17 protein-coding genes are annotated in these 22,677 nt (G+C 71.7%); 10 read left to right on the top strand and 7 right to left on the bottom strand.

Going from position 1 to position 22,677, the window contains the following annotated elements; genetic code table 11:
* Positions 1-98: 98 nt before the first annotated feature.
* Together WMF19_RS19915 and WMF19_RS19910 are read right to left on the bottom strand one after the other, a co-directional pair.
* Complete coding sequence (locus tag WMF19_RS19915) at positions 99-1,100, bottom strand: OmpA family protein (RefSeq protein ID WP_437900542.1); 1,002 nt, start codon at positions 1,098-1,100, stop codon at positions 99-101.
* 228 nt (positions 1,101-1,328) lie between these two features.
* Positions 1,329-2,393, bottom strand: a complete 1,065-nt coding sequence (locus WMF19_RS19910) for an RNA polymerase sigma factor (RefSeq protein WP_437900541.1) — start codon at positions 2,391-2,393, stop codon at positions 1,329-1,331.
* 117 nt (positions 2,394-2,510) lie between these two features.
* On the opposite strand from WMF19_RS19910, the gene WMF19_RS19905 reads away from it, so the two are divergent.
* The 4 genes from WMF19_RS19905 (at position 2,511) to WMF19_RS19890 (ending at position 7,954) form a co-directional block, all read left to right on the top strand.
* Positions 2,511-3,119 carry a L,D-transpeptidase family protein gene (locus WMF19_RS19905; protein ID WP_437900540.1) on the top strand — a complete coding sequence of 203 codons (609 nt, stop codon included), beginning with the start codon at positions 2,511-2,513 and terminating at the stop codon, positions 3,117-3,119.
* Positions 3,120-3,224: 105 nt separating this feature from the next.
* Positions 3,225-3,650, top strand: coding sequence for an EVE domain-containing protein (locus tag WMF19_RS19900; protein WP_272098926.1), 426 nt, complete (start codon positions 3,225-3,227; stop codon positions 3,648-3,650).
* 32 nt (positions 3,651-3,682) lie between these two features.
* Positions 3,683-4,408, top strand: a complete 726-nt coding sequence (locus WMF19_RS19895) for a hypothetical protein (protein WP_437900539.1) — start codon at positions 3,683-3,685, stop codon at positions 4,406-4,408.
* 1,059 nt (positions 4,409-5,467) lie between these two features.
* On the top strand, positions 5,468-7,954 hold the full coding sequence (locus WMF19_RS19890) for an efflux RND transporter permease subunit (protein WP_437900538.1): 2,487 nt from the start codon (positions 5,468-5,470) through the stop codon (positions 7,952-7,954).
* An 84-nt stretch (positions 7,955-8,038) separates the two neighbouring features.
* Here WMF19_RS19890 and WMF19_RS19885 read toward each other — a convergent pair whose 3' ends face one another.
* Positions 8,039-10,846 carry an ATP-binding protein gene (locus tag WMF19_RS19885; RefSeq protein ID WP_437900537.1) on the bottom strand — a complete coding sequence of 936 codons (2,808 nt, stop codon included), beginning with the start codon at positions 10,844-10,846 and terminating at the stop codon, positions 8,039-8,041.
* Between the two features lie 807 nt (positions 10,847-11,653).
* On the opposite strand from WMF19_RS19885, the gene WMF19_RS19880 reads away from it, so the two are divergent.
* Entirely contained in the window at positions 11,654-14,278 is a 2,625-nt protein-coding gene (locus WMF19_RS19880) for a hypothetical protein (RefSeq protein WP_437900536.1), read from the top strand.
* A 433-nt stretch (positions 14,279-14,711) separates the two neighbouring features.
* On the opposite strand, the gene WMF19_RS19875 is transcribed toward WMF19_RS19880, so the two are convergent.
* Both WMF19_RS19875 and WMF19_RS19870 read right to left on the bottom strand, forming a co-directional pair.
* Entirely contained in the window at positions 14,712-15,185 is a 474-nt protein-coding gene (locus WMF19_RS19875; protein ID WP_437900535.1) for an SRPBCC family protein, read from the bottom strand.
* 756 nt (positions 15,186-15,941) lie between these two features.
* On the bottom strand, positions 15,942-16,418 hold the full coding sequence (locus tag WMF19_RS19870; RefSeq protein ID WP_437900534.1) for an SRPBCC family protein: 477 nt from the start codon (positions 16,416-16,418) through the stop codon (positions 15,942-15,944).
* A 279-nt stretch (positions 16,419-16,697) separates the two neighbouring features.
* On the opposite strand from WMF19_RS19870, the gene WMF19_RS19865 reads away from it, so the two are divergent.
* The gene (locus WMF19_RS19865) at positions 16,698-17,399 is read left to right on the top strand and encodes a glutathione S-transferase family protein (RefSeq protein WP_437900533.1); all 702 of its coding nucleotides are present in this window, start codon (positions 16,698-16,700) and stop codon (positions 17,397-17,399) included.
* 34 nt (positions 17,400-17,433) lie between these two features.
* On the opposite strand, the gene WMF19_RS19860 is transcribed toward WMF19_RS19865, so the two are convergent.
* Positions 17,434-18,456: a hypothetical protein gene (locus WMF19_RS19860; RefSeq protein WP_437900532.1), complete on the bottom strand. Its 1,023-nt coding sequence runs from the start codon at positions 18,454-18,456 to the stop codon at positions 17,434-17,436.
* A gap of 76 nt (positions 18,457-18,532) precedes the next feature.
* Complete coding sequence (locus tag WMF19_RS19855; RefSeq protein ID WP_437900531.1) at positions 18,533-19,549, bottom strand: hypothetical protein; 1,017 nt, start codon at positions 19,547-19,549, stop codon at positions 18,533-18,535.
* A 409-nt stretch (positions 19,550-19,958) separates the two neighbouring features.
* On the opposite strand from WMF19_RS19855, the gene WMF19_RS19850 reads away from it, so the two are divergent.
* The 4 genes from WMF19_RS19850 to WMF19_RS19835 all read left to right on the top strand — a co-directional run bounded on the left by WMF19_RS19850 (position 19,959) and on the right by WMF19_RS19835 (position 22,613).
* Positions 19,959-20,246: a hypothetical protein gene (locus WMF19_RS19850; protein WP_437900530.1), complete on the top strand. Its 288-nt coding sequence runs from the start codon at positions 19,959-19,961 to the stop codon at positions 20,244-20,246.
* A gap of 185 nt (positions 20,247-20,431) precedes the next feature.
* Positions 20,432-21,289, top strand: coding sequence for an MNIO family bufferin maturase (gene bufB, locus WMF19_RS19845; RefSeq protein WP_437900529.1), 858 nt, complete (start codon positions 20,432-20,434; stop codon positions 21,287-21,289).
* The gene (locus WMF19_RS19840) at positions 21,273-22,172 is read left to right on the top strand and encodes an HvfC/BufC family peptide modification chaperone (protein WP_437900528.1); all 900 of its coding nucleotides are present in this window, start codon (positions 21,273-21,275) and stop codon (positions 22,170-22,172) included. The genes bufB and WMF19_RS19840 overlap by 17 nt, the downstream gene beginning before the upstream one ends.
* Positions 22,173-22,181: 9 nt before the next feature.
* Complete coding sequence (locus WMF19_RS19835) at positions 22,182-22,613, top strand: secondary thiamine-phosphate synthase enzyme YjbQ (protein WP_437330149.1); 432 nt, start codon at positions 22,182-22,184, stop codon at positions 22,611-22,613.
* The last annotated feature ends 64 nt before the right edge of the window (positions 22,614-22,677 follow it).

Raw genomic sequence — 22,677 nt, 5'->3', positions numbered from 1 at the left:
CGCCATGATTCTTGTGTTTTTCTTGGCGTCTGATGGCGCCTTGGCGGTTCCATCATGGCGGCAGGGCCGGGAGCTCCTTCACCCCCGGCGCCGCGCGCCTACTTCACGCTGGCGGGCTTCGTCTCGGCCGGCTTCGTGTCCGCAGGCTTCGCAGCGGCCGGCTTCGTGTCCCCGGGCTTCGCAGCGGCGGGCGCGGCGGCGGCAGGCGCGGCGGCGGCGGGCGCCGGTGCGGCAGGCGCAGCGGCGGGCTTCGCCTCCGCCGGCTTGGCGGCGGCCTTCGGGTCCACCGGCTTCGCGTCGGAGGCCTTCGCGGCGCCCTTGGGCGCGGTCGCGGGCACGCCGGCCGGCTTGAGGCCCTTGGTGGCGGCCGCGGCGCAGGCGAGCTCGACGCCGGTGTCCTTGCCGTCGAGCCGCATGATCTTGATCTCGACGCGGCGATTCTTCTCCTTCGCCTCCTCGGTCTCGCCCGGATCGGTCGCGCAGTGCGCCCCGTAGCCGGCGGCCCGCACGCGGTTCTTCTCGACCCCGAGCGCGGTGAGCGCCTTCACCACCGCCTCGGCGCGCTTCTTCGTGAGCGTCACGGTGGCGGCGTCGTTGCCGACCTTCTCGGAGTAGGCCGCGACCTCGACGAACTGGATCTGCGGATGGTCCTTGAGGACCTGCGCGATGTTCGCGAGGAGTCCCTGCGAGGCGGGCTCGATATCGGGCTTGCCGGCGACGAAGGCGATCTTCTCGTTGAGCTTCACCTCGTTGCCGAGCACGGCGACAGGCGGGACGTCAGGACAACCGTCGTCGTCCTTGTAGCCGTTCTTGACCTCGGCCTCGGTCGGGCACTTGTCGGCGTCGGCAACGAAGCCGTCTCCGTCCGGGTCGGTCGACTTGCAGCCGTCCTTGGCGTCGGGCGGCAGGCCGTCTTCCTTCTCGGCGACGCACTTGTCGGTGCCATCGTCGAGCACCCCATCCGCGTCCGCGTCAGGGGGCGGCGCAGGCGGCGCAGGCGGCGGCGGCGCGGGCGGCGGTGCCGGCGCCTTCGCGGTCTGCTGCTGGGGCTCGACCGCGCAGCCGGCGTTCGCCGCGAGCAGCGACACTGCGAATGCCATTCCAAGCCATCTCGTCGTTCGCATCTCCTGGGCTCCTCTCCTTGGCGTCGTTGATGGCGCCGAGCGCCAGCGTGTTTAGACGACTACGCCGGAAACTGCGAGATGGATTCGTACGGCGGCGCGCGCCGCTCCCCCTCGAGAGCGCGTCGGCCCCCCGCTCCGGAGGCGACGGCGCGCCGTCGCGATCGGCGCGATCTCGGCGCGTCGTTTGCCCCTCGGCGCGAGCGGCTAGAGCTTCCCCGACGGGAAATCCATCCCGTCGAGCCCGCCGCCCGCCTTCGATTTCGGCGCTGCTTTCCTCGACTTGAGCATCTGTTCCTTGAGCATCTGCTCCGCGGGCACCGACGAGGTGGGCTTCTGTGCGGGCGGCGGCGCCACCTTCGGGCGCGGCTTCGGCGCAGGGCGCGAGTTGCTCTCGTCCTTCTTGTCGAGCTTCTCGGTGACGGGCCCCGGCGCCGGGGCCTTCTCCGTCGGCGCGCGGAGCGCCTCGAGCGCGCGCTCGCGCGCCGCGGCGATCTCCGGCGCGTCGCGGCCCGCCGGGTCGAGCCGATCCGCCTCGTCGAGCTGGTCCAGGCACCGGCGGAAGGCCGCCTCGTCGCACGCGCGCAGCGCCTCGGCCCGGAGCGACCTCGCGCGCTCCAGCGCGTCGAGCGGCGAAGGCGGCGCGATCGGCGCCGGAGGCCCGTCGGGCGGCGCGCTCGGCTGCGGCTCGGGCAGCGGCGCGATCATCGGCGCTTCGCTCGTCGACCGGAGGAGCCGGGCGATGAGGATCGCGAGGATGGCCAGCGCCGCGACCGCGGCGAGCTCGGCCATCCAGCGCTCCCGCATCCATCGACGCATCCGCGACACGCGCTGCCGCACCCGGGCGGCGGGCACCTGCTCCTCGGCGGCGATGCTCTCGAGCTTCTCGCCTTCGCCTTCGCGGGCCATCCACGACAGCGTCTGCCGGGCGTCGCGGCTCGCGGAGGCCTGCTCTTCCGCCCAGCGCGCCAGCTCCCGCGCCTCGATGGGCGGCGGGCTGACCGGCAGATCGGGCAGCTCCGTCGCTGCCTCGCGCGCCGAGCGCCTGTGATGGTCGGCCACCTTGTGGCGCGCGATCCCGAGCAGCCAGCGCCGGAGCTCCGTCGGGTCGACCGGGCGCCCCGGCGAAGCGAGCGCGTCGCAGAGGACGGTCTGCACCACGTCGTCGACCTCGCCGCTCGGGACCCGCCGCCGCACGAAATCCTCGAGGGCTCGGCGGAGCCCCGGCTCTGCCAGGGGGTTCGTCGCGGGGGTGCGGTCCTCGGTGGTCATCGGCGTGCTCATCGACCCTGCATCGCGCCGCGGCCGCGGAGTGTGACGCGCCCGATCGAGAATACTGCAGGCCCCGGCCGGGCGTCACACTCTCCGGCGCGGCGCCGACGGTCGGGCATGCTCCTCAGGCCCCCTCTCGTCCTCGCCGCGGCGTTGCTCGCCGCTTCCCTCACCCACACGGTCCCCTCCCTGACCGCCGGCTCGGGCGGTGCCCCTCGTGCGGCGCCGTCCCAGCGAACGCCGCCCGCCACGGCCGCGCGGCGCGCTCCGAGGGCCGCTGCCTCGCCGCCGGTCACCGAGATCCGGATCGACAAGAGCGAGCACACGCTCGATCTCGTCGCGGGCGGCAAGATCGTCCGGTCCTACCGGGTCGCCCTCGGGCCTGGCGGGCCGGGGCCGAAGCGCTACGAGGGCGACAAGCGCACCCCCGTCGGCACGTACCGCGTCGCGGGCCGCATCGACGGCCTGTTCCATCGGTTCCTGATCGTCAGCTACCCGAACGAGGAAGACCGCGCGCGCTTCGCCGAGCTCAAGCGGCGCGGCGAGGTCCCGCCGGGCCGCGGCGTCGGGCACAGCATCGGCATCCATGGCGTCGGCAGCGCGCAGCTCGCGGGCGTGCACAAGGAGAGCGACTGGACGCTCGGCTGCATCGCCCTCGACGACGACGAGATTGACGAGATCGCGCGACGAACGCCGGACGGCGCCAAGATCGTGATCACCGACTGAACGGGCGGTGCTAGGGTAGCCGGTCAAATCGACGGGCTGTCCGTCGAGGATGAGAGCGCGACGGCCAGGCCGGCGCCGCCCTCGCGCCTGCCCTGGAGATCGTGCATGTCTCGCCGTTACTGGCTGATGAAGAGCGAGCCTCAGAAATATTCATTCGCGCAGCTCGTGCGCGACGGCCAGACGATCTGGGACGGCGTCCGGAACTTCGAGGCCCGCAACAACATGCGGGGCATGAAGCAGGGGGATCTCGTGCTCTTCTATCACTCGAGCGAGGGCAAGGCGGTCGCGGGCGTGGCGCGCGTCAAGCGCGAAGCGTACCCGGATCCGACGGCCGACGCCGACGAGGACTGGAGCGTGGTGGACATCGAGCCGGTCGCGCCGCTCAAGGTGCAGGTCAGCCTCGACACGATCCGCGGCGACGAGTCGCTGGCCGAGATCTCGCTCTTGAAGCGGTCGCGGCTCAGCGTGGTGCCCGTCTCGAAGGAGCACTTCGATCGGGTGCTGAAGCTGGGCAAGACCAAGATCGCTTGACGCGCGGACCCGGGGAAACGAGTAATCCCGGCGTGAACCTCCGCCCCGGAGCCCGACCCCTCGCCGTCTTCTTCCTCGGCAGCATCCTCGCCAGCGCCGCGTGCGGCGGCCCGCCCACGCCGTCCCCGATCGAGGGCGAGCCGATCTGCCCCGATTTCGAGGTCGGCGCCTCGCGCGCCCACATGCGCGGGAGCCTTCGCTTCCCGGTCACGCTGACGGTGCGCGAGGGCAAGGAGCCGATCACCCGGACGACGCTCACCGGGCGCCGTTCCAAGGACGATCCGCCGAGCCGCATCCTCCTCTCCGACCAGGACGCCGAGTACGAGATCGAGTGGGCCCAGTGCGAGAACGAGCGCGCGCCTCGGACGCACGTGGTGGGGCGCGAGGCGAAGCACGCCGCGGAGTACGCGTGCGGCCACGCGACCGTGTACAAGACCGACAAGCTCGTCACCCGGAAGGGCGACGCCGCGTCGCGCACGGTCCACTTCGCGGCGCCCCCGAAGGTGGAGTGCTGGGAGAGCGAGCTCCCCCCGACGCCCCCTCCGCCCGCGCCCCCGGCGGTGCCCGAGCAGACGCCGCCGGACGCGGGCACCGACACCGACGCGGGCGCCGCGCCGGTGGACGCCGGCGCCACGCCGGCCGACGCGGGCATCAAGGCGACGGACGCCGGCGCGCCCCGCGACGGGGGCGCAGGCGGCGTCGCGAAGCCTCGCCGCGCGGGGGCCGCGGATGCCGGCACGACCCCGCCCGGCCCCTAGGGGCTCATCGCGCTCCCGAGGCGAAACAAGCCTCGATCCATCGCTGGCCGGGTTGCGCACGTAGCGGCATTCCGATGTCCGCCGAGAGCAGGTGAGAGCATCCCCGCATAGGCGTTGACCAAGCGCGTTCGATCACGCTCAGGGCACGAAGCCCGGCCCCCCTTCACCCCATCATCGGTCACCAACGTAGACGTTTACGTAGTCGTAGTCGTGGTCGTGGTCGTGGTCGTGGTCGTGGTCGTGGTCGTCGACGGTAGGCCGTGAACGACCACGACCACGACCACGTAAACGACCACGACCACGACCACGAAAACGATCGCGTAAACGTTCGGATGTAGGAGAACGCGGCGCGAAGCTTGGTGAACGCCTATGGGAGCATCCCCGAGGGGCGCGCCTATGAGCACGTAGGACCTGCCCAGCTCGGCCGCCCGGAGGTTCGGCCACGAGCTCCCGGTAGTGCCGCTTTTTCGCGCCCGAAATGCGGGCGATCTCGGCCGCCGGCACCTCGGGACCCATCAGGCAGCGCACGAGATCGTCGTTGCGCATCCCGAACACCGCATCATGGTCAGCGTGGTCGTCGGAGCCCCCCGCGGCCCCGCGCGCCTCGCGCCAGGCGATGAAAAGGAGCTCGCTGGAGTCGACCAGCTCCCCGTCCAGATCCCAGAGAACGGCCTTCGGATGCGATGGTGACATGATCGAGCGCAGGCAACCGTCGGTCGCGCCGCCCCCCGTTTCTTGCTATCGCTGCCCCGCGCGCCTCCGCCGCCGACTGGACCTCGGCCGCGCGCCGTCGCTGCGCCGCACGCGACCGCTGTCCTCCGGGGATCCCGTTCCCTAAGAACGTGGTCCACCGGCGTTTCCAACGCCCCTTCCAACCTCCCTTTCCGCCCCGGATTCACACACCGTCTCATGTCCGCTCCGCACATGCCACCGCCTCCGGCGCCCCGCCCGTCTCCTTCACCTGAGAGCTCCCGTGAAGCTTCCGGCGAGAGCTCTCCCGGCCTCCCGCCGCCCTCGTCGCGCGGAGGCGGGCTCGCGTCGCGCCTCGCCGAGCTCCAGGTGAAGCGGCCGGCGCTGCCGCTGCTCGTGACCGGGATCGTCACCGTCATCGCCCTCTTCCTGGCGACGCGGCTCCATGTGCTGACGGGGTTCGAGTCGCTGCTGCCGGCGTCGCGGCCCAGCGTGCAGGAGCTCGACCGGGTCGCGGCGAAGACGGCCGGCGTGTCCACGCTCTTCGTCGTGCTCCAGGGCGGCGAGGGCACCCCAACGGCCGCGCTCCAGCGGGCCGCGGACGCGCTCGTCCCGGAGATCGAGAAGATCGGCCCCCCGTGGGTCGGCAGCGTCGAGGACGGGGTGCACGAGGCCTACCGCTTCCTCTCGCCGCGCGCCGGGCTCTACGTCGAGCGCGACAGGCTCACCAAGCTCCGGGACGACATCGAGGCGCGCTACACCTACGAGGTCAGCAAGGCGACGGGCGCGCTGCTCGACGACGAGCCGCCCCCCGAGATCAACGCCAGCTCGATCGAGCAGAGCCTCGGCCTCCAGGGGGTCGACACGGGGCGCTACCCCGACGGCTACTACCAGTCGAAGGACGGCAAGACCGTCGTCGTCGCCATCCGCTCGAAGGTGATGGCCAGCGATTTCGCCGCCGGCTCCGAGGCGATCCGGCGCGTGAGCGAGGTCGTCGAGCGCGTGCGCCCCGCCTCGTTCGACGCGGGGATCACCCACGGCCTCGCCGGCGATCTGCAGACCGGGATCGCCGAGTACGCGGCGATCAACGAGGACCTGACCGACGTCGGCGTCTCGGGCGCGGTCCTCATCGCCGCCGTCGTGTTCCTCTACTACCTGCGCCTGCGCACGCTCGTCGCCATGCTGATCACGATCGGCATCGGCGTCGCCTGGACGTTCGGCGCCACCCAGCTCGCGCTCGGCCACCTCAACATGGCGACCGGGTTCCTCTTCTCGATCGTCGCCGGCAACGGCATCAACTTCGGGATCATCTACATGGCGCGCTACCTCGAGGCGCGCCGCGGCGGCGCGAGCCTGCTCGAGGGCGTGCGCGTCGCCCACCGCGAGACCTGGCTGCCCACGCTCACGGCCGGCTGCGCGGCCGCGGCCGCCTACGGCTCGCTGCTCGTCACCGAGTTCCGCGGGTTCCACGACTTCGGCCTCATCGGCAGCGCCGGCATGGTGCTCTGCTGGATCGCCACGTTCGTCGCGCTGCCGAGCATCCTCGCGGTGATGGACCGGATCGTCCCCCTCGAGCAGGAGTCGCCGGGCCTCCTCGGCAGGCTGCGGCGGCGCGCCCAGGGCGGCATCGCCTTCGGCGCGCCGTTCGCGCGGCTCGCGTCGCGGAGCCCGGTCACGCTCACGCTCGCGGGCCTCGCGCTCGCCGCGGCCGGCCTCGTCGCCACGGTGAGCTACGTGCGCGCCGATCCGATGGAGTACAACCTCCAGAACCTCCGCAACGACGAGGGGGCCCGCGCGGCGCAGATCCGCCTGAGCTCGCTCGCGGAGGAGATCACCGGCTACGTCGGCACCGACGGCATGGCGATCCTCGTGGAGCGGCCCGAGCAGGTCGAGCCGCTCCGCGCCGCGCTCTACGCGAGGCGCGACGCGGCGCCCGAGGGCGCGAAGCCGTTCAAGGAGATCTACGCGCTCCAGGATCTGGTCCCGCGGGATCAGGAGGCGAAGATCCCGCTGCTCCAGGAGATCAAGGATCGCGTCCTCAGGGCGCGGAAGCGCGGCCTCGTGGGCGACGAGGACTGGCGCCGCATCCAGGCGGTCATCCCGCCGGACGACCTCGCGCCGTTCGGGATCGGCGATCTGCCGGCGGGCGTTGCGCGCGCCTTCACCGAGACCGACGGGACGCGCGGGCGCATCGTGTACATCAGCCCGATCACGCCCGAGAGCGTGCACGACGCGCACTACCTCTTCCGGTGGGCGGACGCGTACCGCGAGACGCGGCTCCCCGACGGCAGCGTCGTGCGCGGCTCGGGGCGCGCGGTCATCTACGCGGACATGTGGGCGGCGGTCATCGACGACGTGCCGCCGGCGGTGCTGTTCTCGCTGGCCGCGACGGTCCTCGTCGTGCTCGTCGCCTTCCGCGGCGGCCGCCCGGCGTTCGCGGTGCTGGGCGCGCTGCTCGTCGGCGCCTCGTGGATGGCGGGGTTGCTCGTGCTGATGAACGTGAAGCTCAACTTCTTGAACTTCATCGCGTTGCCGCTGACGTTCGGCATCGGCGTCGACTACGCCGTGAACATCGTGCAGCGGTACGCGCGGGAGGGCGCCGGCGGCGCGCTGACCGCGGTGCGCGAGACGGGCGGCGCGGTGATCCTCTGCAGCCTCACGACGACGCTGGGCTACCTCGCCCTGGTCCGCTCGCAGAACTACGCGGTGAGGAGCCTGGGCATCTCCGCGGTCATCGGCGAGCTCGCGTGCCTCTTCGCGGCCGTGCTGGTCTTGCCCGCGGCGCTCGTCTGGCGCGACCGGCGGCGCCCGAAGGGCGAGGAGGCCTTCCTCGCGGTCGGCCGCCCCACGACCTGAACGCTGTCGCGGCCGGTTGGACGGACCCGCGCGGCGTCACGCCGAGCGGCGGCGCTTCGCGGAGGGCTCCTCGATGGTGACCCGTCATCCGTCGTCCAGCAGCAGGTGCGGCGAGGCGCTCACCGAGAGCGAGGGGCGCAGCAGGTAGCCGTCGTCGCGCGTCAGCAGCATGCCCTTGAGACCCATGCCGCGGAGCACGGCCACCGCGTTCCGGAGCCGGTTGAGCGCGGCGTCCGGCAACATGCGCTCGCCCGGCCAGGCGGCTTCGACGAGGACCATCGGCGGGGCCGGCTTGTCGGGCGCGTCGCGGTGCGCTTCGAGCAGCCGCGCGAGCAGCCTGCGCAGGGGACGACGCCGCTGGAGCTTGACCGGGGCGGATGGATGCACGCGAAACCACGTCGCGTCGGGCCCGACCTCCAGATCCGCGGGTGGCGTCGGCTCGGGCGGGGGCTCCGATGCAGCATGGCCGTGATCCTCGACGCCGCCCGGCAGCAGGGCCAGCACCCGCTCCCCCAGGGGCTCGATAAGGCTCGCGCCGATGCGCGTCGCGGGGTTCTTCCTGGCGTCTTCCAGCCGCTGGAGATACGCGCACACGGTCTGGCTCGCCGGCTGACCGGCATGTCGAGCGCGGGCGATCGCGAGGAGGTCCGCGCAGAGATCCACGAACGCATGGGCGCCCGGCTGCGCCGTGGCGACCACGCGCCGGGCCAGGCGCACGCACGCCTCGGCCTGCGCGAACAGCCCGAGCATGGCGTGGAGCACGCCGCGTTGCCCCAGACCACAAGCGCGTCCCCACCCCTCCTCGCCTAGCTCGGCGAGGATCGGAAGGCCTTCGTCGAGGAGCGCGCGAGCCTCGTCGAAGCGCCCCATCGCGCTCTCGACGCCGCCCAGCAGCACGAGCGCGTCGGCGAGCTGGTGGCGCGAGCCTGTTTCGCGGTGCGACTGCACGGCGAGCGCCAGATGCTCGCTCGCAGCCTCGAATCGGCCGAGCGAGAGCTCCAGCCCCCCGATCGAGCCCAGCACCACGTGCTCGAACAAGCGGTCTCCGATGCGCCGCGCGAGCTCGAGGGCCCGCCAGGAGAAGCGGAGCCCGGCTTCGACGTCACCCAGCAAGAAGATGTGCTGGCCGCAGAGATGGAGCAGCGTCTGCGCCCGGATGCGCAGGTTTCGGATCCCGAGCGCCGCCGTCTCCGGGTCCTCGGGATCCGTCCGGGCGATCCCCACCGGGCTGCAAATGGCGATCCTCCGCGCCTCGTCGTCCCCCGCGCGCAGGGCGAGGTCGTAGAGCTCTTCGTACCTCTCCTTGATGAGGTCGAAGCGCGACAGGTCGTAGTCGAGGAGCGCCATGGTGACGAGCGCTCTGCGCTCGAGCGCGCCGCAGCCCGCGGCCCGCGCCGCGGCGATGGCCCGATCGAGGTCGATCCGCGCGTCCGCGAGGTGACCGCGCTGCCGGTGCGCGTCGCCCTGCGCGCGCAGATGGCGAACGGTGCGCTCGGCGTCGCCGTCCTCTTCCACCGCCGGAGCCACGGCGCGCAGCAAGGAAAGCCGCGTCAGCGACGGGCCGCGCACCTCGAACAGCGCGTCGAGCGCGAGGGCGGCACGTACGCGCAGCGATGGCTCGACCTCGTTCCGGTGGACGACGGCGAGCAGGTTCTCGGTCTCGCGCGCGAGCCATTCGAGCGCGTCATTCCCCCCGTCGAGGTCGACGCGCGCAGCCTGGCGCTCGGCCTCGAGGACGTGGTGGCGCGCGTGCGACGCCGCGGCCCGGGCGAAGGCCGCGGCCGAGAGCTTGCGGGACGCGTACGCGCGGATGATCTCGTAGAGCCCGAGGCGCGAGGTCCGCGAGGAGGGATCGACGTAGCTGACGAGGAGCGATTTCTCGCGCAAGGCCTGGATGATGTCGAGGTGGGGCGGCGCGTCCGGCGCGCCCGAGAGGTCGATGACGGCCTCCGCGGCGTCCACGGTGAAGCCGCCGCGGAACACCGCGCACTGCGCGAGCGCCGAGCGCTCGGCCGCGGTCAACGCGTTCCAGGACCAGTCGATGGCGCTCTCCAGCGTGGAGTGGCGCGCCGGAGCGCCGCGGCGTGTGGACCGCAGCAGCGCGAAGCGGTCCTGGATGCGCGCCAGCATATCGGCGACCGACAGGATGCCCGCGCGCCCCGCCGAGAGCTCCACGGCCAGCGGGATACAGTCCAGCTGGCCGACGAGCTGCGCGACCAGATCGCGCTCGGTCTCCGCCACGCGAGGCGCTGCGCGGCGGGCTCGATCGAGGAACAGCTCCACGGCTTCCTCGGGCGCGAGCGGAGGCAGCTCCAGCAGCACCTCCTCCTCCAGACCGAGCACCTCCCGTGAGGTCGTGAGGAATGTGGTCTGCGGCGCGGCCCGGAGCCACGTCGACAGGGGCGCGTGCGCGTGCGCGACGACCTGCTCCAGGTTGTCGAGCAGGAGGAACGAGCGACTCCGCGCGGCGATCGCGCGGCCCAGCTGCGCCGTTGCGTCCTCGGCGGTGGCGCCGTCCGTGAGCGGCACGTCGAGGGCGCGCGCCACGTCGACGAAGATGTCGTCGAGGCTGGTCACGGCGGTGAGGTCGCAGAACGTCACCGCCTCGCCCGCCTGCTGCTTCAAGGCCCCGAAGTGGCGCATGAGCCGCGTCTTTCCGAGGCCCGGTCCGCCGAGGATGGTGACGAGCCTGGCCCCGTCGTCGAGGTAGCCCTGGAGCTCCTCCAGCGCCTGCGCGCGGCCGAAGAAACGCGACGCATCGACGAGCGGCGCGGGGGGCGCCGGCGCGCGCCGCAGCACGCGCGAGGACTCGGGCGATGGCACCTGGGCGAGATCGCGGTCCCCGCTGCCCGCGCCGCTCGCTCGGGGCCTACGCGAGTCCGTGCCGACCATTCGACGTCATCCCTTGCCACAGCCACGACAGCCGCGTCGATCGGCGCGGCGACCACGGATGGGCGTGCATCACCGTGCAGGTTACCACGCGCCATCCCAGGGGCAGGCCCCATCCGGCACGGCCGCCGTCAGTGACGAGACGTCACGGTGCAATGGTGTGAGAGCGGACCAGGTTCGAGGCGCCGAGGGCGGGCGGGGGCGGAACATTAAACGGGGTTTAATTGACCTTTAACGGGGGCGCACGTTCGCGGGCGCTAGGGTCCCGGGGCTCCCCGGCTGGCGATGGACCGGGGCCGGAAAGGTACGCGATCATGAGACGTTTCCCGTCGAGCGCATGGAGCCGTGCGGTGCTCGTGGCAGCCGTGGTGCCGCTGCCTGCCTGTGGGCAGGCCGAGACGACAGAGGCGAACGAGAACGTCGCCGAGGCGGACGCGCCGCTCGTCACCGCCTCCAGCGCGACGCCTCGCACGCCGGACACGCTCTTCTTCAGCGGCAACGACGTTCTCGGCAACCTCAATGGCACCTTCAACTTCTGGGGGATGACCGTCGCCCACCAGGGCGAGAATCCGGGGAGCGCGGTCACCGGGTACTTCACGCAGGGCTCGGGCCTGGGGGCCGCGTACCAAGTTCCCGTCGAAGGCGGCCTTCGGCCTCGATTGGGAGACCTACGGCGAGTTCGACACGCAGATCCCGCTCGCCGGTGGAGCGACATCGGCCGCGCTCCGGGAGACCCGCCAGCGCCTCGCCGACGCGCACGTCGCGCCGTCCGTCTTCATCCAGGGCTCCGGGTACTGGGCCAAGCCGAACATGTGTCACCCGAACGCCTGGACCAAGTTCTTCGGCGGCATCTGGACGCACCCGTCGACGGAGTCGCTCGTGCTCCGGGAGGGCACCTCGTACTCGGACTGGGAGCAGGAGCTACAGGATAGCTACCGCATCGCTCCCGGTATCGGGATGCGCCACCACGGGGCGGCGCAGCTGGCCATGATGTACCTGAACGGTGAATTCGACGCCAATACCTGCTCGTCGGAATTCATGCAGAACCTGAACGGTGACATCGACGTCAATGCCTGTCCGCCGGACGTGACATGGTCCCCCTCGCCATGCCAGAACCCTGTGATCGACGGGAGACCGCTCTCGAGATACAAGGGTTACGAGTGGGTCCTCAAGACGCTCGGCATGGACCCGTTCTTGCGCTTCCCGGAGCGCGCGGGACATAGCGTATTCGCGTTCATGCGGATGGCGCCCACGGACGCCGTGGTCGGCGCCATCATCCCGTTCGATCAGCTCAACGCGACCGCCATGACGAAATTCGTGCAGACGGCGCACCAGGTGCCCGGGTCGTCGAACGGGCACCTGGGCTACGGCAATTTCCGCGCGATCAAGGAAGACGAGATGTTCATCGGCGTGCACACGCGGATGCTGCCGAGCGGCTACGTTCCGACGAACCGTGCGTCCTATCAAAATGCTGCAGATCACGACAAAGAGGACAAGTCCATCACCCAGTGCGGGGCCGGCAGCCCCCCCAACGCTCCGATCGACCGCTACCTTCCGGACGGCTCGTTCCGCCTCATTTACGATTACTACCGGAAGAACATCGACGACAGCGTCATCCTCGGCCGCAACGACTGGTTCAGCACCGCGACGGATCTCCAGAATGGTCCGGGCTCCGTGGAGACGCTCAGCACGACGGCAGGACCGCTGCTGAGCTACTGGCCTTTCAAGTTCGGGCTGGATCAGATGCTCACCCACGTGACCTCCGGCTACTTCCACCCGAAGCTGGAGCAGGCGGGCGTCAAGTCGCCCTCGGTACGCGACAGCTCGCCGGATTGCGCCAACCTGGTCTGCCCCGGGGAGAAAGACGCGAATGGCACCCTGCTACCGGTGGACGGCAAGTGGTGCTCGGCGGACAGCCATGGGGTCCTCCAGCCCATGGAGGGAAACGAGGTGCCCTCGCGCTTCGATCAGTGCTGCCGCATCGGCGATGGAGAGGTCTCCTCCTTCGTCCGCGAGGCGCAGCTCCACGCCTTCATGCCCGGCGCCGTCGGCTCGCTCGGCTTCTGGCACCTCGGCTCCGGGGCGGACATCGTCACGTGGGCGTACCAGCTCCGCATGCGGCTGCAGCAGTACGCCTACGATCAGGCCGTCCGGACCTTCGATGATGGTCAGCCTCACCTGATGCGCCCCTTGTGGCTGGACGACGCATCCGACACGGCGCACACGATCTACGCAGCGCCGTCTGCCGCAAGCACGTCAGACCCCATCGACGAGTTCTTCTTCGGCAATGCCCTGCTTGTGCGCCCGCTGCTGCGGGCGACGGACACCCTCGCCCAGCAGCAGGCCGGGCTGTCCATGAACGTGTACTTCCCGCCTGGTCGCTACATGGAGTTCATCAGCGGGCATGCGTCGACCGTGTACAACGCGGGCATACGGGCCTTCGCCCTGTCCACCACCCAGCGGGTGGATTACCCTGTCTTCCTCAAGTTCGGCGAGATCCTCGTCATCGGGAACGCGATGGATCCGAGCGGGCGGGAGGCGCGCGACGCGTTCAACCCCAACAGCTTGAACGTGGTGGTGGCCCTCGACGCGACGACGCCCAGCTCCACGGCCTATACCCTGCACGTGCGCAAGGCGAACGCGGCGGCCTGCAACGCCAACCCCGGCTGCTTCGACCCGCACGGGAGCAACTCGGCGGCCCTCACGGACGGCCTGGTATTGCAGGCCTTCTACGGCAGCGGCAGTCCGTACGTACAGGCCACCCTGAACGGGAGCACCATGACGAAGCCGCTGGCGCAGAACTCCAAGGGCCTGTGGACGGTCCCGGTGGATGAGATCCTGGCCCAGTTCGGCCAGGAATACAGCGCCGCGGCGCCGTCGAGGTTCGGCAGCCGCCTGATGGCCAGCGGGCCGCGTCTGCCGTGGATCGCCGGCAACTTCACGACGCCGTCGGGGCATTTCAGCCAGTGGTGGGCCGGGGCGTGCGCGCAGGGCGCGTGTGACCTCACCCCGGGAACGAGCAACACGGTTTACGACCCGGCGAAGGGCGCCCTCCGCACCGTCCGCCAGCCCAATGGCGGCCCGAACCAGGTGGTGAACGTGGACACCTCCGCGTCGACGTCGGTCGACCCTGGCAACTACGTGGCGCGCTTCTACTTCAAGTACCGCGACGGCGTGCTGATGCCGAACGACCGCCACATCCTCGGGTGGGTCGACGTGTTCGACACGACGACGAACAAGGTGCTGGCGCGCCGCCGCTTCGCGCCGTCACAGTTCACCGAGGTCAACTCCAACGGCGGGTGGCAGAAGTTCGAGCTCGGCTTCACGGCGCCCCCCGGCAGCGTGATCCAGACACGGGTCTATAGCTGGATACCGGCCCTGGAGTACCCGCTCGACCACCAGGTCACCGAGGTGAGCCGGGTCCTGTCGCCGTAGCGGGTGGCCCCGCCTGATGCCTCCCGGCATCGCTCCCCTGTGCTCGATGCCACGCCGCGCCTGGCCGCATGCCGTGCGGCCCCGGCGTCGCTCGAATCCTTGACGTGAAGGACCAAGGAGAAGAGGCCCTCCGCAACGACGAGCGGGCGCGCGCCGCGCAGGTCCGGCTGAGCGCGCTCGCGGAGTAGATCACCGGGTACATCGGCACAGACGGCATGGCGATCCTCGTGGATCGGCCCGAGCAGATCGAGCCGCTCCGCGCGGCGCTCTGCGCGCGGCGCGACGCCTCCCGGCGTTCGCGGTGCTCGGCGCGCTGCTCGTCGGCGTCTTCTGGATGGCGGGGCTGCTGGCGCGACCGGCGCCGCCCGACGGGCGCGGAGGCCTTCCTCGTGGTCGGCCGCCCACCACCTGAACGCGCAGCGCGGCGGCCGGATCAGGCGGCGCGGCGGCGCTTCGCGAAGTGCGCCTTGATCGCCGCGACCTCCTTCGCGGTGAGCGCGGCGATGGCCGGGACGACCTGCGCGGGGTCGTGACCTGCCGCGACCCCGAACTCCCGTGGAAACTCGAGGAAGGTCTTGCCCGGCTCGGTCGTGACGCGCCGGAGCCGGTAGGTCCCGGTGTAACGTTCGATGCCGAAGATCTGCCCGTGGATCCGGTAGGTGACGGCGTGCTCGGTCTCGGAGCGCGCGACCACCTCCTCCAGCGCGCTCTCCCCCGAGACGAGCGTGAACGCGAACCGCGACGGCACCTTCTCCGCGGAGCCGCCCTCCACGTAGCTGTACTCCTTGACGTTGTCCCCGAAGACGACAGGGATGAGCTTCGTGATGTCGCGGACCTCTTGCCAGACCTCCTCGATGGGGGCGTCCAGCACCGCCGAGTCATAGACGTGATAAAGCGCGTCGATCATGGCTCCCTCCTCCCGATGCCGCGGGCGCGACACCGCCATGCGCGGCGGAGCGATGCTATCAGGGGATGTCGCGGCCTCTCGAGCGCGCCCTCGTCACGGCGGCGTGCGCTCGGGAAGTGCGAATCGCGCCGACGTGGACGGACGGCCCGGTGATCGCGCGGCAGCAGACCCGAGTCCTGGCCGCCCCAAGCGGAATCGATCCGTCGCGGACCTGTCGCTCGCGCCCGCTCCAGCGCACGCGATCCGTTGCAGCCCCCGGGCGCGGGCCCCTCGTGCTCACTCGATCCGTCGAAGACCCCCGGTGGCAGGCCCTTCGCGCTCACTCGATCCGTCGAAGACCCCCGGTGGCAGGCCCTTCGCGCTCACTCGATCCGTCGAAGACCCCCGGTGGCAGGCCCTTCGCGCTCACTCGATCCGTCGAAGACCCCCGGCGGCAGGCCCTTCGCGCTCACTCGATCCGTCGAAGACCCCCGGCGGCAGGCCCTTCGCGCTCACTCGATCCGTCGAAGACCCCCGGCGGCAGGCCCCTCCCAACGGTTGCGATCCGTTGAAGACCCCCGGCGCCGGCTCCTCCTGACGGTTGCGATCCGTCATGACCCGCCGGCACCGGCCCCTCCAGCGGTTGCGATCCGTCATGACCCGCCGGCACCGGCCCCTCCAGCGGTTGCCATCGGACTCAGGCCCCCCGCTGCCATCCCATGCGGAGCCGCGGGTGCTCCACCTCGGCCCCGTCCGCTCGGCCGAGGCCTCTGTGCATCACACGGAGCGGCGGCGCTTCGCGAAGTGCTCCTTGATGGCGACGACCTCGTTCGCGGTCAGGGCCGCGACCGACGGGACGACCTTCTCAGGCTCCTGGCCCGGCGCGACGCCGAACTCCCGGGGCCACTCGAGGAACGTCTTGCCCGGCTCGGTCGTGATCCGGCGAAGCCGGTACGTGGCGATGTACCCCTCGATGCCCAGGACCTGTCCGAGCAGCCGGTACGTGACGGAGTGCTCGGTCTCGGAGCGCGCGACCACCTCCTCCACGGCCTTGTCTCCCGACGGGTGGAGCGTGAACTCGAAGCGCGACGGGATCTTCTCCGCCGAGCCGCCGTCCACGTAACGGTAGTCCTTGACGCCGTCACCGAAGACGATCGGCAGGAGCGCGACGATATCGCGGAGCTCTCTCCATGCCTCCTCGATAGGCACGTCGAGCACCGCTGAATCGTAGACGTGATATCGGGCTGCAAGCATCGACGGTCCTCCCCGCGGTGTCGCACGAGCGCGACGTCCTTCCGCGCAGCGGCCGATGCTACCAGATCGTCCCGCGCCGCCGCGGCCGCGCGCCCGCCGCGGCGGCGCGCGGTCGGACGGAGCCCTGCGGGAACGTGCGCTCCCCCTGGCCAAAGCCCTCCCGTGCGCCATGTCGAGAAACGCCGGGTTTCCTGGCCGTTCGACGAGATCGAAAAGACCGCCGAGGGCGATCGCTCGAGCTTGCACGCATGCTGCTGCGTCGTTTAGAGGATGGAATCGATGGAAGCGCACGACGCCCCCGCCGCTCGTCCGATCACGCTCTACGGCTTCGGCAAGGTGCCCAGCGTGGTGATCGGCCTCACGCGAGACCTCCGCATCCTCTGGGCCCTCGAGGAGCTCGGCCTTTCGTACGAGGTGCACGGCCTCGATCAGCCGAAGGGCGAGCTGAACGAGGGGCATTTCGCGCAGATCAGCCCGTTCAACCAGGTGCCGGTGATCGAGGACAACGGCCTCGTGATCGCGGAGAGCGGCGCGATCCTCCTCTACCTTGCGGAGCGCGCGGGTGAGCTGTCCGACCTCCGGAAGCGCGCGGAGGTCACGCGCTGGACGTTCGCGGCCCTCACCACGGTCGAGCCGCCGATCGCGCAGATCGTACTGCTCGATCTGAAGGCCAAGTTCGGAAAGACGGCCGGCGCCGACCTCCGACCGGAGCTCTGCGCGTGGGCGCAGCGCTGCCTCGGTGCCCTCGACCGCTGGCTCGACGGCAAGCAATTTGTCACCGGCGACGACTTCACCGTTGCCGACATCGCGATGACGACTGTCCTCCGCCAGGCCTGGCGCGCGGATCTCCTCGGCGACCATCCGCACGTCCGGCGCTACCGCGAGCTCTGCGAAGCGCGTCCGGCCTGGGCCCGCGCGCTCGCCAGCTACGAGCAGCGCCTCGGCGTGGCCGCGGGCGCCGCCAGGACGATGTCGGCTTGACGGACGTGCGCCGATTTTGCCCGGCGGCGCGCCCTCACAACGGCGCGCGGAGATCCGCGCAGCAGCGGACGCCGGTCGAGTAGTCGAAATAGGTGAAGTCGTGCGACGCGACGCGCGCCATGCACCCCTCCCGGGTCGCGCGCGCATAGAACCCGCCGACGAACGTCCCCTCCGGATCGTCGATCCACTCGTCGAGGTTGCCGACCATGTCGGCGACCGCGTCGTCCTCCCACGCGCTCGCGCACGTCGCGGTCTCGCCCGTCCGCCGCAGGAGCGGCGCCCCGGCGACGCGCACCAGGTTGAGCCGCGGGTCGCTGTGCCCGAGCGTCACGTCGCGGTGGAGCACGCCGGCCGGGTGAGCCTCGCGGAACACGTTGCACCGCCCGTCCGCGTAGGTCGGTCCGTACGGGAACTGCTCGTCCCGCTCGCCGCGGCACGCCGTCCGCCACTCCTCGAGCGAGCAGAGCCGCTTGCCCGCGTTCCGGCACGCGAGCTCCGCCTGCGCGCCGGTCGTGTAGCCCTGCGGGAGCACGCCCCTGCGCGACACCGCGCGCGGCTCGAACTCGCGCTGCTTCTGCCAGCCGGGCAGGAGCGGCAGATCCATGCGGCGCGCCTCGTCGTCCCCGAGCTGCAGCCGCATCTTCGACCACACGCGCTCGACGGACGCGGCCGCCTGGCGCGACGGAGGATAGAACGCGGAGATCTCGAGCCCCGTCTCCTTGTCGAGCAGCACCGCCTCGTAGCGATCGACGCAGAACCGGCGCGCGACCCGCACCATCTCCGGCGGACAGCGCGGCTCCGCCGGCGGCGCGAGCGCCCTCGGCCCCGGAGGCGCCCCGGCCCCGGCGTCCGCCGCGCTGGTTCCCGTGTCCGCCGCGCTGGTTCCCGTGTCCGCCGCGCTCGGCCCCGCGTCCGCCGCGCCGCGCTCTGGCTCCGAGCGACAGCCCGCGAGCCCCGTCCACGCGAGCGCCGCGGCGCTGACGTAGGCGAGCGCCGCTGCCGCGAGGTGGCGGCCGCCGCGGGGCCGCGCGGGGCGCTCGGCGGGTCGCGCCGGCATCGGGTCAGCGGATCGCGCCGGCATCGGGTCAGCGGATCGCGCCGGCATCGGGTCAGCGGATCGCGCCGGCATCGGGTCAGCGGATCGCGCCGGCATACGGGTCGATGGACGCGGGCTCGCGGCAGAAGAAGCGGCGGAGCACGAGGTAGTGATGGATCGGCAGCAGCCGCGTCTCCTCCTTCATCGACAGCCCCATCCGGCTGATCTCGGCGCCCGGGAACGGCGTCTTCGGATAGCAGCGGACGATCCCGGAGAGCGCCTCGTACTCGTCGAGCAGCCCGAGCACGTGCCCCACCTCGTGGGCGAGCACGGGCAGCGACCAGCCGGCCCGCATCGCGCTGAAGTACGGCGTCCTGCCGCACGTCGGCGAGAGCGGCACCGCGAGATCGACCCGGAGCCCCCGCGCGCGCGCCTCGTCCGCGAGCACGAAGTCGAAGTCGTAGCGCACCGGCAGCCCGAAGGCGCGCGCGTCGCGGTTCCAGTACCCCTCGGCCTCGTCCGACCAGCGCTCGAGCAGCGCGCGGATCGCGGCGGGCGTCGCCCTCGCCGTGAACACGCCGGACCCCGGGCAGGCGTCCGTCGATCCCGAGCGCGCATACGGCGTCCCGCGGCACGCGATCGCGCCCCCGAGCCGGGCGGCCAGCCCGCAGTCGGGCAGCTCGAGCCAGCCCGCGCTCTCCGGCGGATCGACCGCGATGCGCACGTCGACCTCCCAGGCACCGCCGCGCCGCCGCACGAGGTAGCTCATCGGACCGAAGAAGAGACCGTAGTGCGGCATCACCCCGGCGATCCGGCGCTCCCCCTCCGGCACGTCGCCGCGCGCTCCGGAAAAGACGCGGCGTGGCGCCGGCTGGCACAGGTACGCGTCCTTCGCGATCGCGTCGGCCAGGATGTCCCGGAACGTCGCTTCCCGCCCTTCGAGGATCGCGCCGCTCAGCGCCTCGAGCTCGGCGGCGATCGCCTCGACAGGGAGCTCGCGCCCGGAGGCCGCATCACCCGCCGCGCTGCCCGGCGTGCCGGCCCCCCCACGCGGAGCGCCTCCACTCGGGGCCCCCCCGCAGCCGGCCGCCCCCAGCGAGAGCGCCGCGAGCACCGGGAGCGCCCCGCGACGCGGGTGGACGAGGACCCGCCACGGCGCCGGCGCGCCGCGCTGGACGCTTTGTCTTGCGCCTGCCGTCCGAAGCGAGTTACGTCGTGCATGGAACGCTGCACGCTGGCCGCGCGCCCCAGCCACCGAGGCTACGCCGCCGGACGCCGTGCACGCAGGGGGGGCTCGCGTGGGCGTGGAGGTCAACCCCGCTCACTTACGGGGAGTTGAATGAAGAATCAACGCGTCCGGAGTGAAACCGTGGAACCGGTCGGGCGTAGTGACGCGTAGCCGATGGGCTCAGCGCGGTCGAGAGGCCGGCGAGACCCGACGGGCTCCAGCGTGCGGGCGCGCCATTCTGGCGAGGCGCGCGGTGGGCTCGGTGATCGCGACGTAGACGAGCGTGGAGGATCAGATGACGATCGATATGGGCAAGACGTTGGCGTTGACGGCGGTGTCGGGCATGGTGGCGGGCCTCGCGGGCTGCGCCTCGTCGCCTCCGCCGGCGCCTGAGACGAGCGGCGCCGCCCCCGCGGCCGAGCCGGCGGCGACCGAAGCGCCTGCGGCCGCCGCCAAGGAGTGCTGTGCCGGCAAGAACGAGTGCAAGGGCAAGGGCGGCTGCAAGGGCGCCGGCCACGAGTGCTCGGGCAAGAACGAGTGCAAGGGCAAGGGCGGCTGCAAGCCGGCCGACTGCTCGTCGTAAGTTCGGCGCGCCCGGCCCGGCCCGGCGGAGTCCGGCGGATCCACGAGGATCCGCCGGACCCGCTGGGGCCGTCGGGCCGATCTGCGCGGATCCGCCAGGGCCGTCGCGCCGATCCACGCGGATCCGCTGGGCCGTGAGGCGCCGCGGCGCATCCCTCCACCCCTGAGCAAGGCTCGCGGTGAACCATGGTGAACCTCGAACGGATGCGGCTGGGACTCCCCGACCTCGGCGTCGGCGTCGGGCTGCGCATCCCGCACTACCGCCACATCTTCGAGCACCAGCCCCGGGTCGACTGGTTCGAGATCATCAGCGAGAACTTCATGGTGGACGGCGGCATGCCGGTCGCCAACCTCGAGCGCTTCCTCTCGAGCTACCGCCTCGTCCAGCACGGCGTCTCGCTGTCGATCGGCAGCACGGATCCGCTCGATTTCGACTACCTGCGCCGGCTGAAGGCGCTGCTGGCCAGGGTGGGCTCGCCCTGGGTGAGCGATCACCTGTGCTGGACGGGCGCGCACGGGATCAACCTGCACGATCTGCTCCCGTTGCCGTACACCGACGAGGCCGTGCGGCACGTCGCGGCGCGGGCGCGGGTGGTGCAAGACTTCCTCGAGGTCCGGCTCGCGCTCGAGAACGTGTCGAGCTACCTGACCTTCACGGCGAGCCGGATGAGCGAGTGGGAGTTCCTCTCGGCGATCGCGGAGGAGGCCGACTGCGGCATCCTGCTCGACGTCAACAACGTCTACGTCTCCTCGTACAACCACGGCTTCGATCCGGAGGCCTACATCGACGGCGTGCCGCACCACCGGATCGTGCAGTTCCACCTCGCCGGCCACGCGCACCAGGGCGCGTACATCCTCGACACCCACAGCGATCACGTGGTCGACGCCGTGTGGGCGCTCTACCGGCGCGCGGTCGCCCGCACTGGCGACGTCTCGACGCTGATCGAGTGGGACGACGACATCCCCTCGTTCGAGGTCCTCGCCGCCGAGGCCGAGAAGGCGCGGGCGATCCGGGAGGAGGTGGCGCGTGCGCGCGCCGCCTGACCCCGCGCCCCCGGCCGGCCTCGCCGCCCTGACGCGGCAGCTCACCCGCATGTTCACGGCCGGCGCGCCGCTCGCGGACGACGCCGAGCTCGCCGGCCTGTGCCGCGAGCACGTCGCCGGGAGCGAGCGGCTCACGCCCGCCGAGCAGGCCGACATCTACCGGCGGCAGTTCTGGCTGCGGCACAGGGACGCGCTCCGCGAGGACTACCCCGCGCTGGCGCACGTCCTCGGCGACGAAGGCTTCGACGCATTCGCGAGGGCCTACCTCGCGGCGCACCCGCCCGCGAGCTTCACGCTGCGCGACCTCGGGCGAGACGTCGCCGACTTCGCGGGCGCCCACGAGGGGTTCCCCCCTGCCCTGCGGGATCTCGCGCGCGACGTGGCGCGGTACGAGCACGCCCTCGTCGATCTGTTCGACGGCGCCTCGCCCCCTCCGCTCGATCCGGCGAAGGTGACGAACATGCCGGCGGACGGCTGGTCCACCGCGAGGATCGTCCTGCACCCGCTGCTCGCGCTGGTGCGGCTCGGCCATCCGGCGCACGTCCTCAGGAGCGAGCTCAAGCAGGGCCTGTCGCCCGCGCTGCCCGCGCCCCGCCCCGTCCGCCTCGCCGTGTTCCGCGGCGCCGACCTCACGATCCGCTTCGAGGAGCTCGATCCTCAGGCGTTCGCGCTCCTCGAGGCGCTCGGGCGGGGCGTGCCGCTCGTCCCGGCGTGTGAGGAGGTGGCGAGCAGAGCTCGGGAGCCGGCCGGCACCGAGGAGGAGGGCGCCGGAGAGGGGGCGGGCGCGGCGCTGGGCGAGCGCGTCGGCGGGTGGTTCCAGCGATGGACGAGCTGGGGGCTCATCGTCGACGTCGTGCCGGGCGCGCGCGCTGAAGGCGGCTAAGATGGCGCGGTGACCACCATCGTCCAGCGCACGCTCGAGATCCGCACGAACGGCCGGGGTTTCGTCGATATCACGCGCGAGGTCGCGCGCGTCGTCGCCGGCGCGGGCGTCGACGTCGGGCTCTGCGCCGTGTTCCTGCAGCACACGTCGGCGAGCCTCATCATCCAGGAAAACGCTGATCCGGCCGTCCTCCGCGACCTGGAGCGCTGGATGTCGCGCCTGGCCCCTGAGGGCCGCGACTACGAGCACGACGACGAGGGCCCCGACGACATGCCGGGCCACCTGAGGAGCGCCATCACCCGCTCCAGCGAGGTGATCCCGATCTCCGGCGGCCGCCTCGCCCTCGGGACCTGGCAAGCGCTGTATGTCTGGGAGCACCGTAGTTCTCCCCACGGGCGCCGCGTGGTAGTGACCGTGACCGGCACCACAGCCGGGGGTTGAGTGGTATACTTTGCGGCGTTCGCGTACGGACGAGCCGTGGACGAGTGCTGGATGAGCGCTGGAT

Source organism: Sorangium sp. So ce124 (assembly GCF_051525235.1).
Classification (GTDB): domain Bacteria; phylum Myxococcota_A; class Polyangia; order Polyangiales; family Polyangiaceae; genus Sorangium; species Sorangium atrum.
This window is presented reverse-complemented; position numbering and strand designations above follow the sequence as displayed.

Coding starts and splice junctions, on each gene's coding strand:
- WMF19_RS19880 (WP_437900536.1), top strand. CDS start 11,654: ATGTGTCACCCGAACGCCTGGACCAAGTTCTTCGGCGGCATCTGGACG.
- bufB (WP_437900529.1), top strand. CDS start 20,432: ATGGTGAACCTCGAACGGATGCGGCTGGGACTCCCCGACCTCGGCGTC.
- WMF19_RS19900 (WP_272098926.1), top strand. CDS start 3,225: ATGTCTCGCCGTTACTGGCTGATGAAGAGCGAGCCTCAGAAATATTCA.
- WMF19_RS19865 (WP_437900533.1), top strand. CDS start 16,698: ATGGAAGCGCACGACGCCCCCGCCGCTCGTCCGATCACGCTCTACGGC.
- WMF19_RS19875 (WP_437900535.1), bottom strand. CDS start 15,185: ATGATCGACGCGCTTTATCACGTCTATGACTCGGCGGTGCTGGACGCC.
- WMF19_RS19905 (WP_437900540.1), top strand. CDS start 2,511: ATGCTCCTCAGGCCCCCTCTCGTCCTCGCCGCGGCGTTGCTCGCCGCT.
- WMF19_RS19850 (WP_437900530.1), top strand. CDS start 19,959: ATGACGATCGATATGGGCAAGACGTTGGCGTTGACGGCGGTGTCGGGC.
- WMF19_RS19910 (WP_437900541.1), bottom strand. CDS start 2,393: ATGACCACCGAGGACCGCACCCCCGCGACGAACCCCCTGGCAGAGCCG.
- WMF19_RS19915 (WP_437900542.1), bottom strand. CDS start 1,100: ATGGCATTCGCAGTGTCGCTGCTCGCGGCGAACGCCGGCTGCGCGGTC.
- WMF19_RS19870 (WP_437900534.1), bottom strand. CDS start 16,418: ATGCTTGCAGCCCGATATCACGTCTACGATTCAGCGGTGCTCGACGTG.
- WMF19_RS19885 (WP_437900537.1), bottom strand. CDS start 10,846: ATGGTCGGCACGGACTCGCGTAGGCCCCGAGCGAGCGGCGCGGGCAGC.
- WMF19_RS19860 (WP_437900532.1), bottom strand. CDS start 18,456: ATGCCGGCGCGACCCGCCGAGCGCCCCGCGCGGCCCCGCGGCGGCCGC.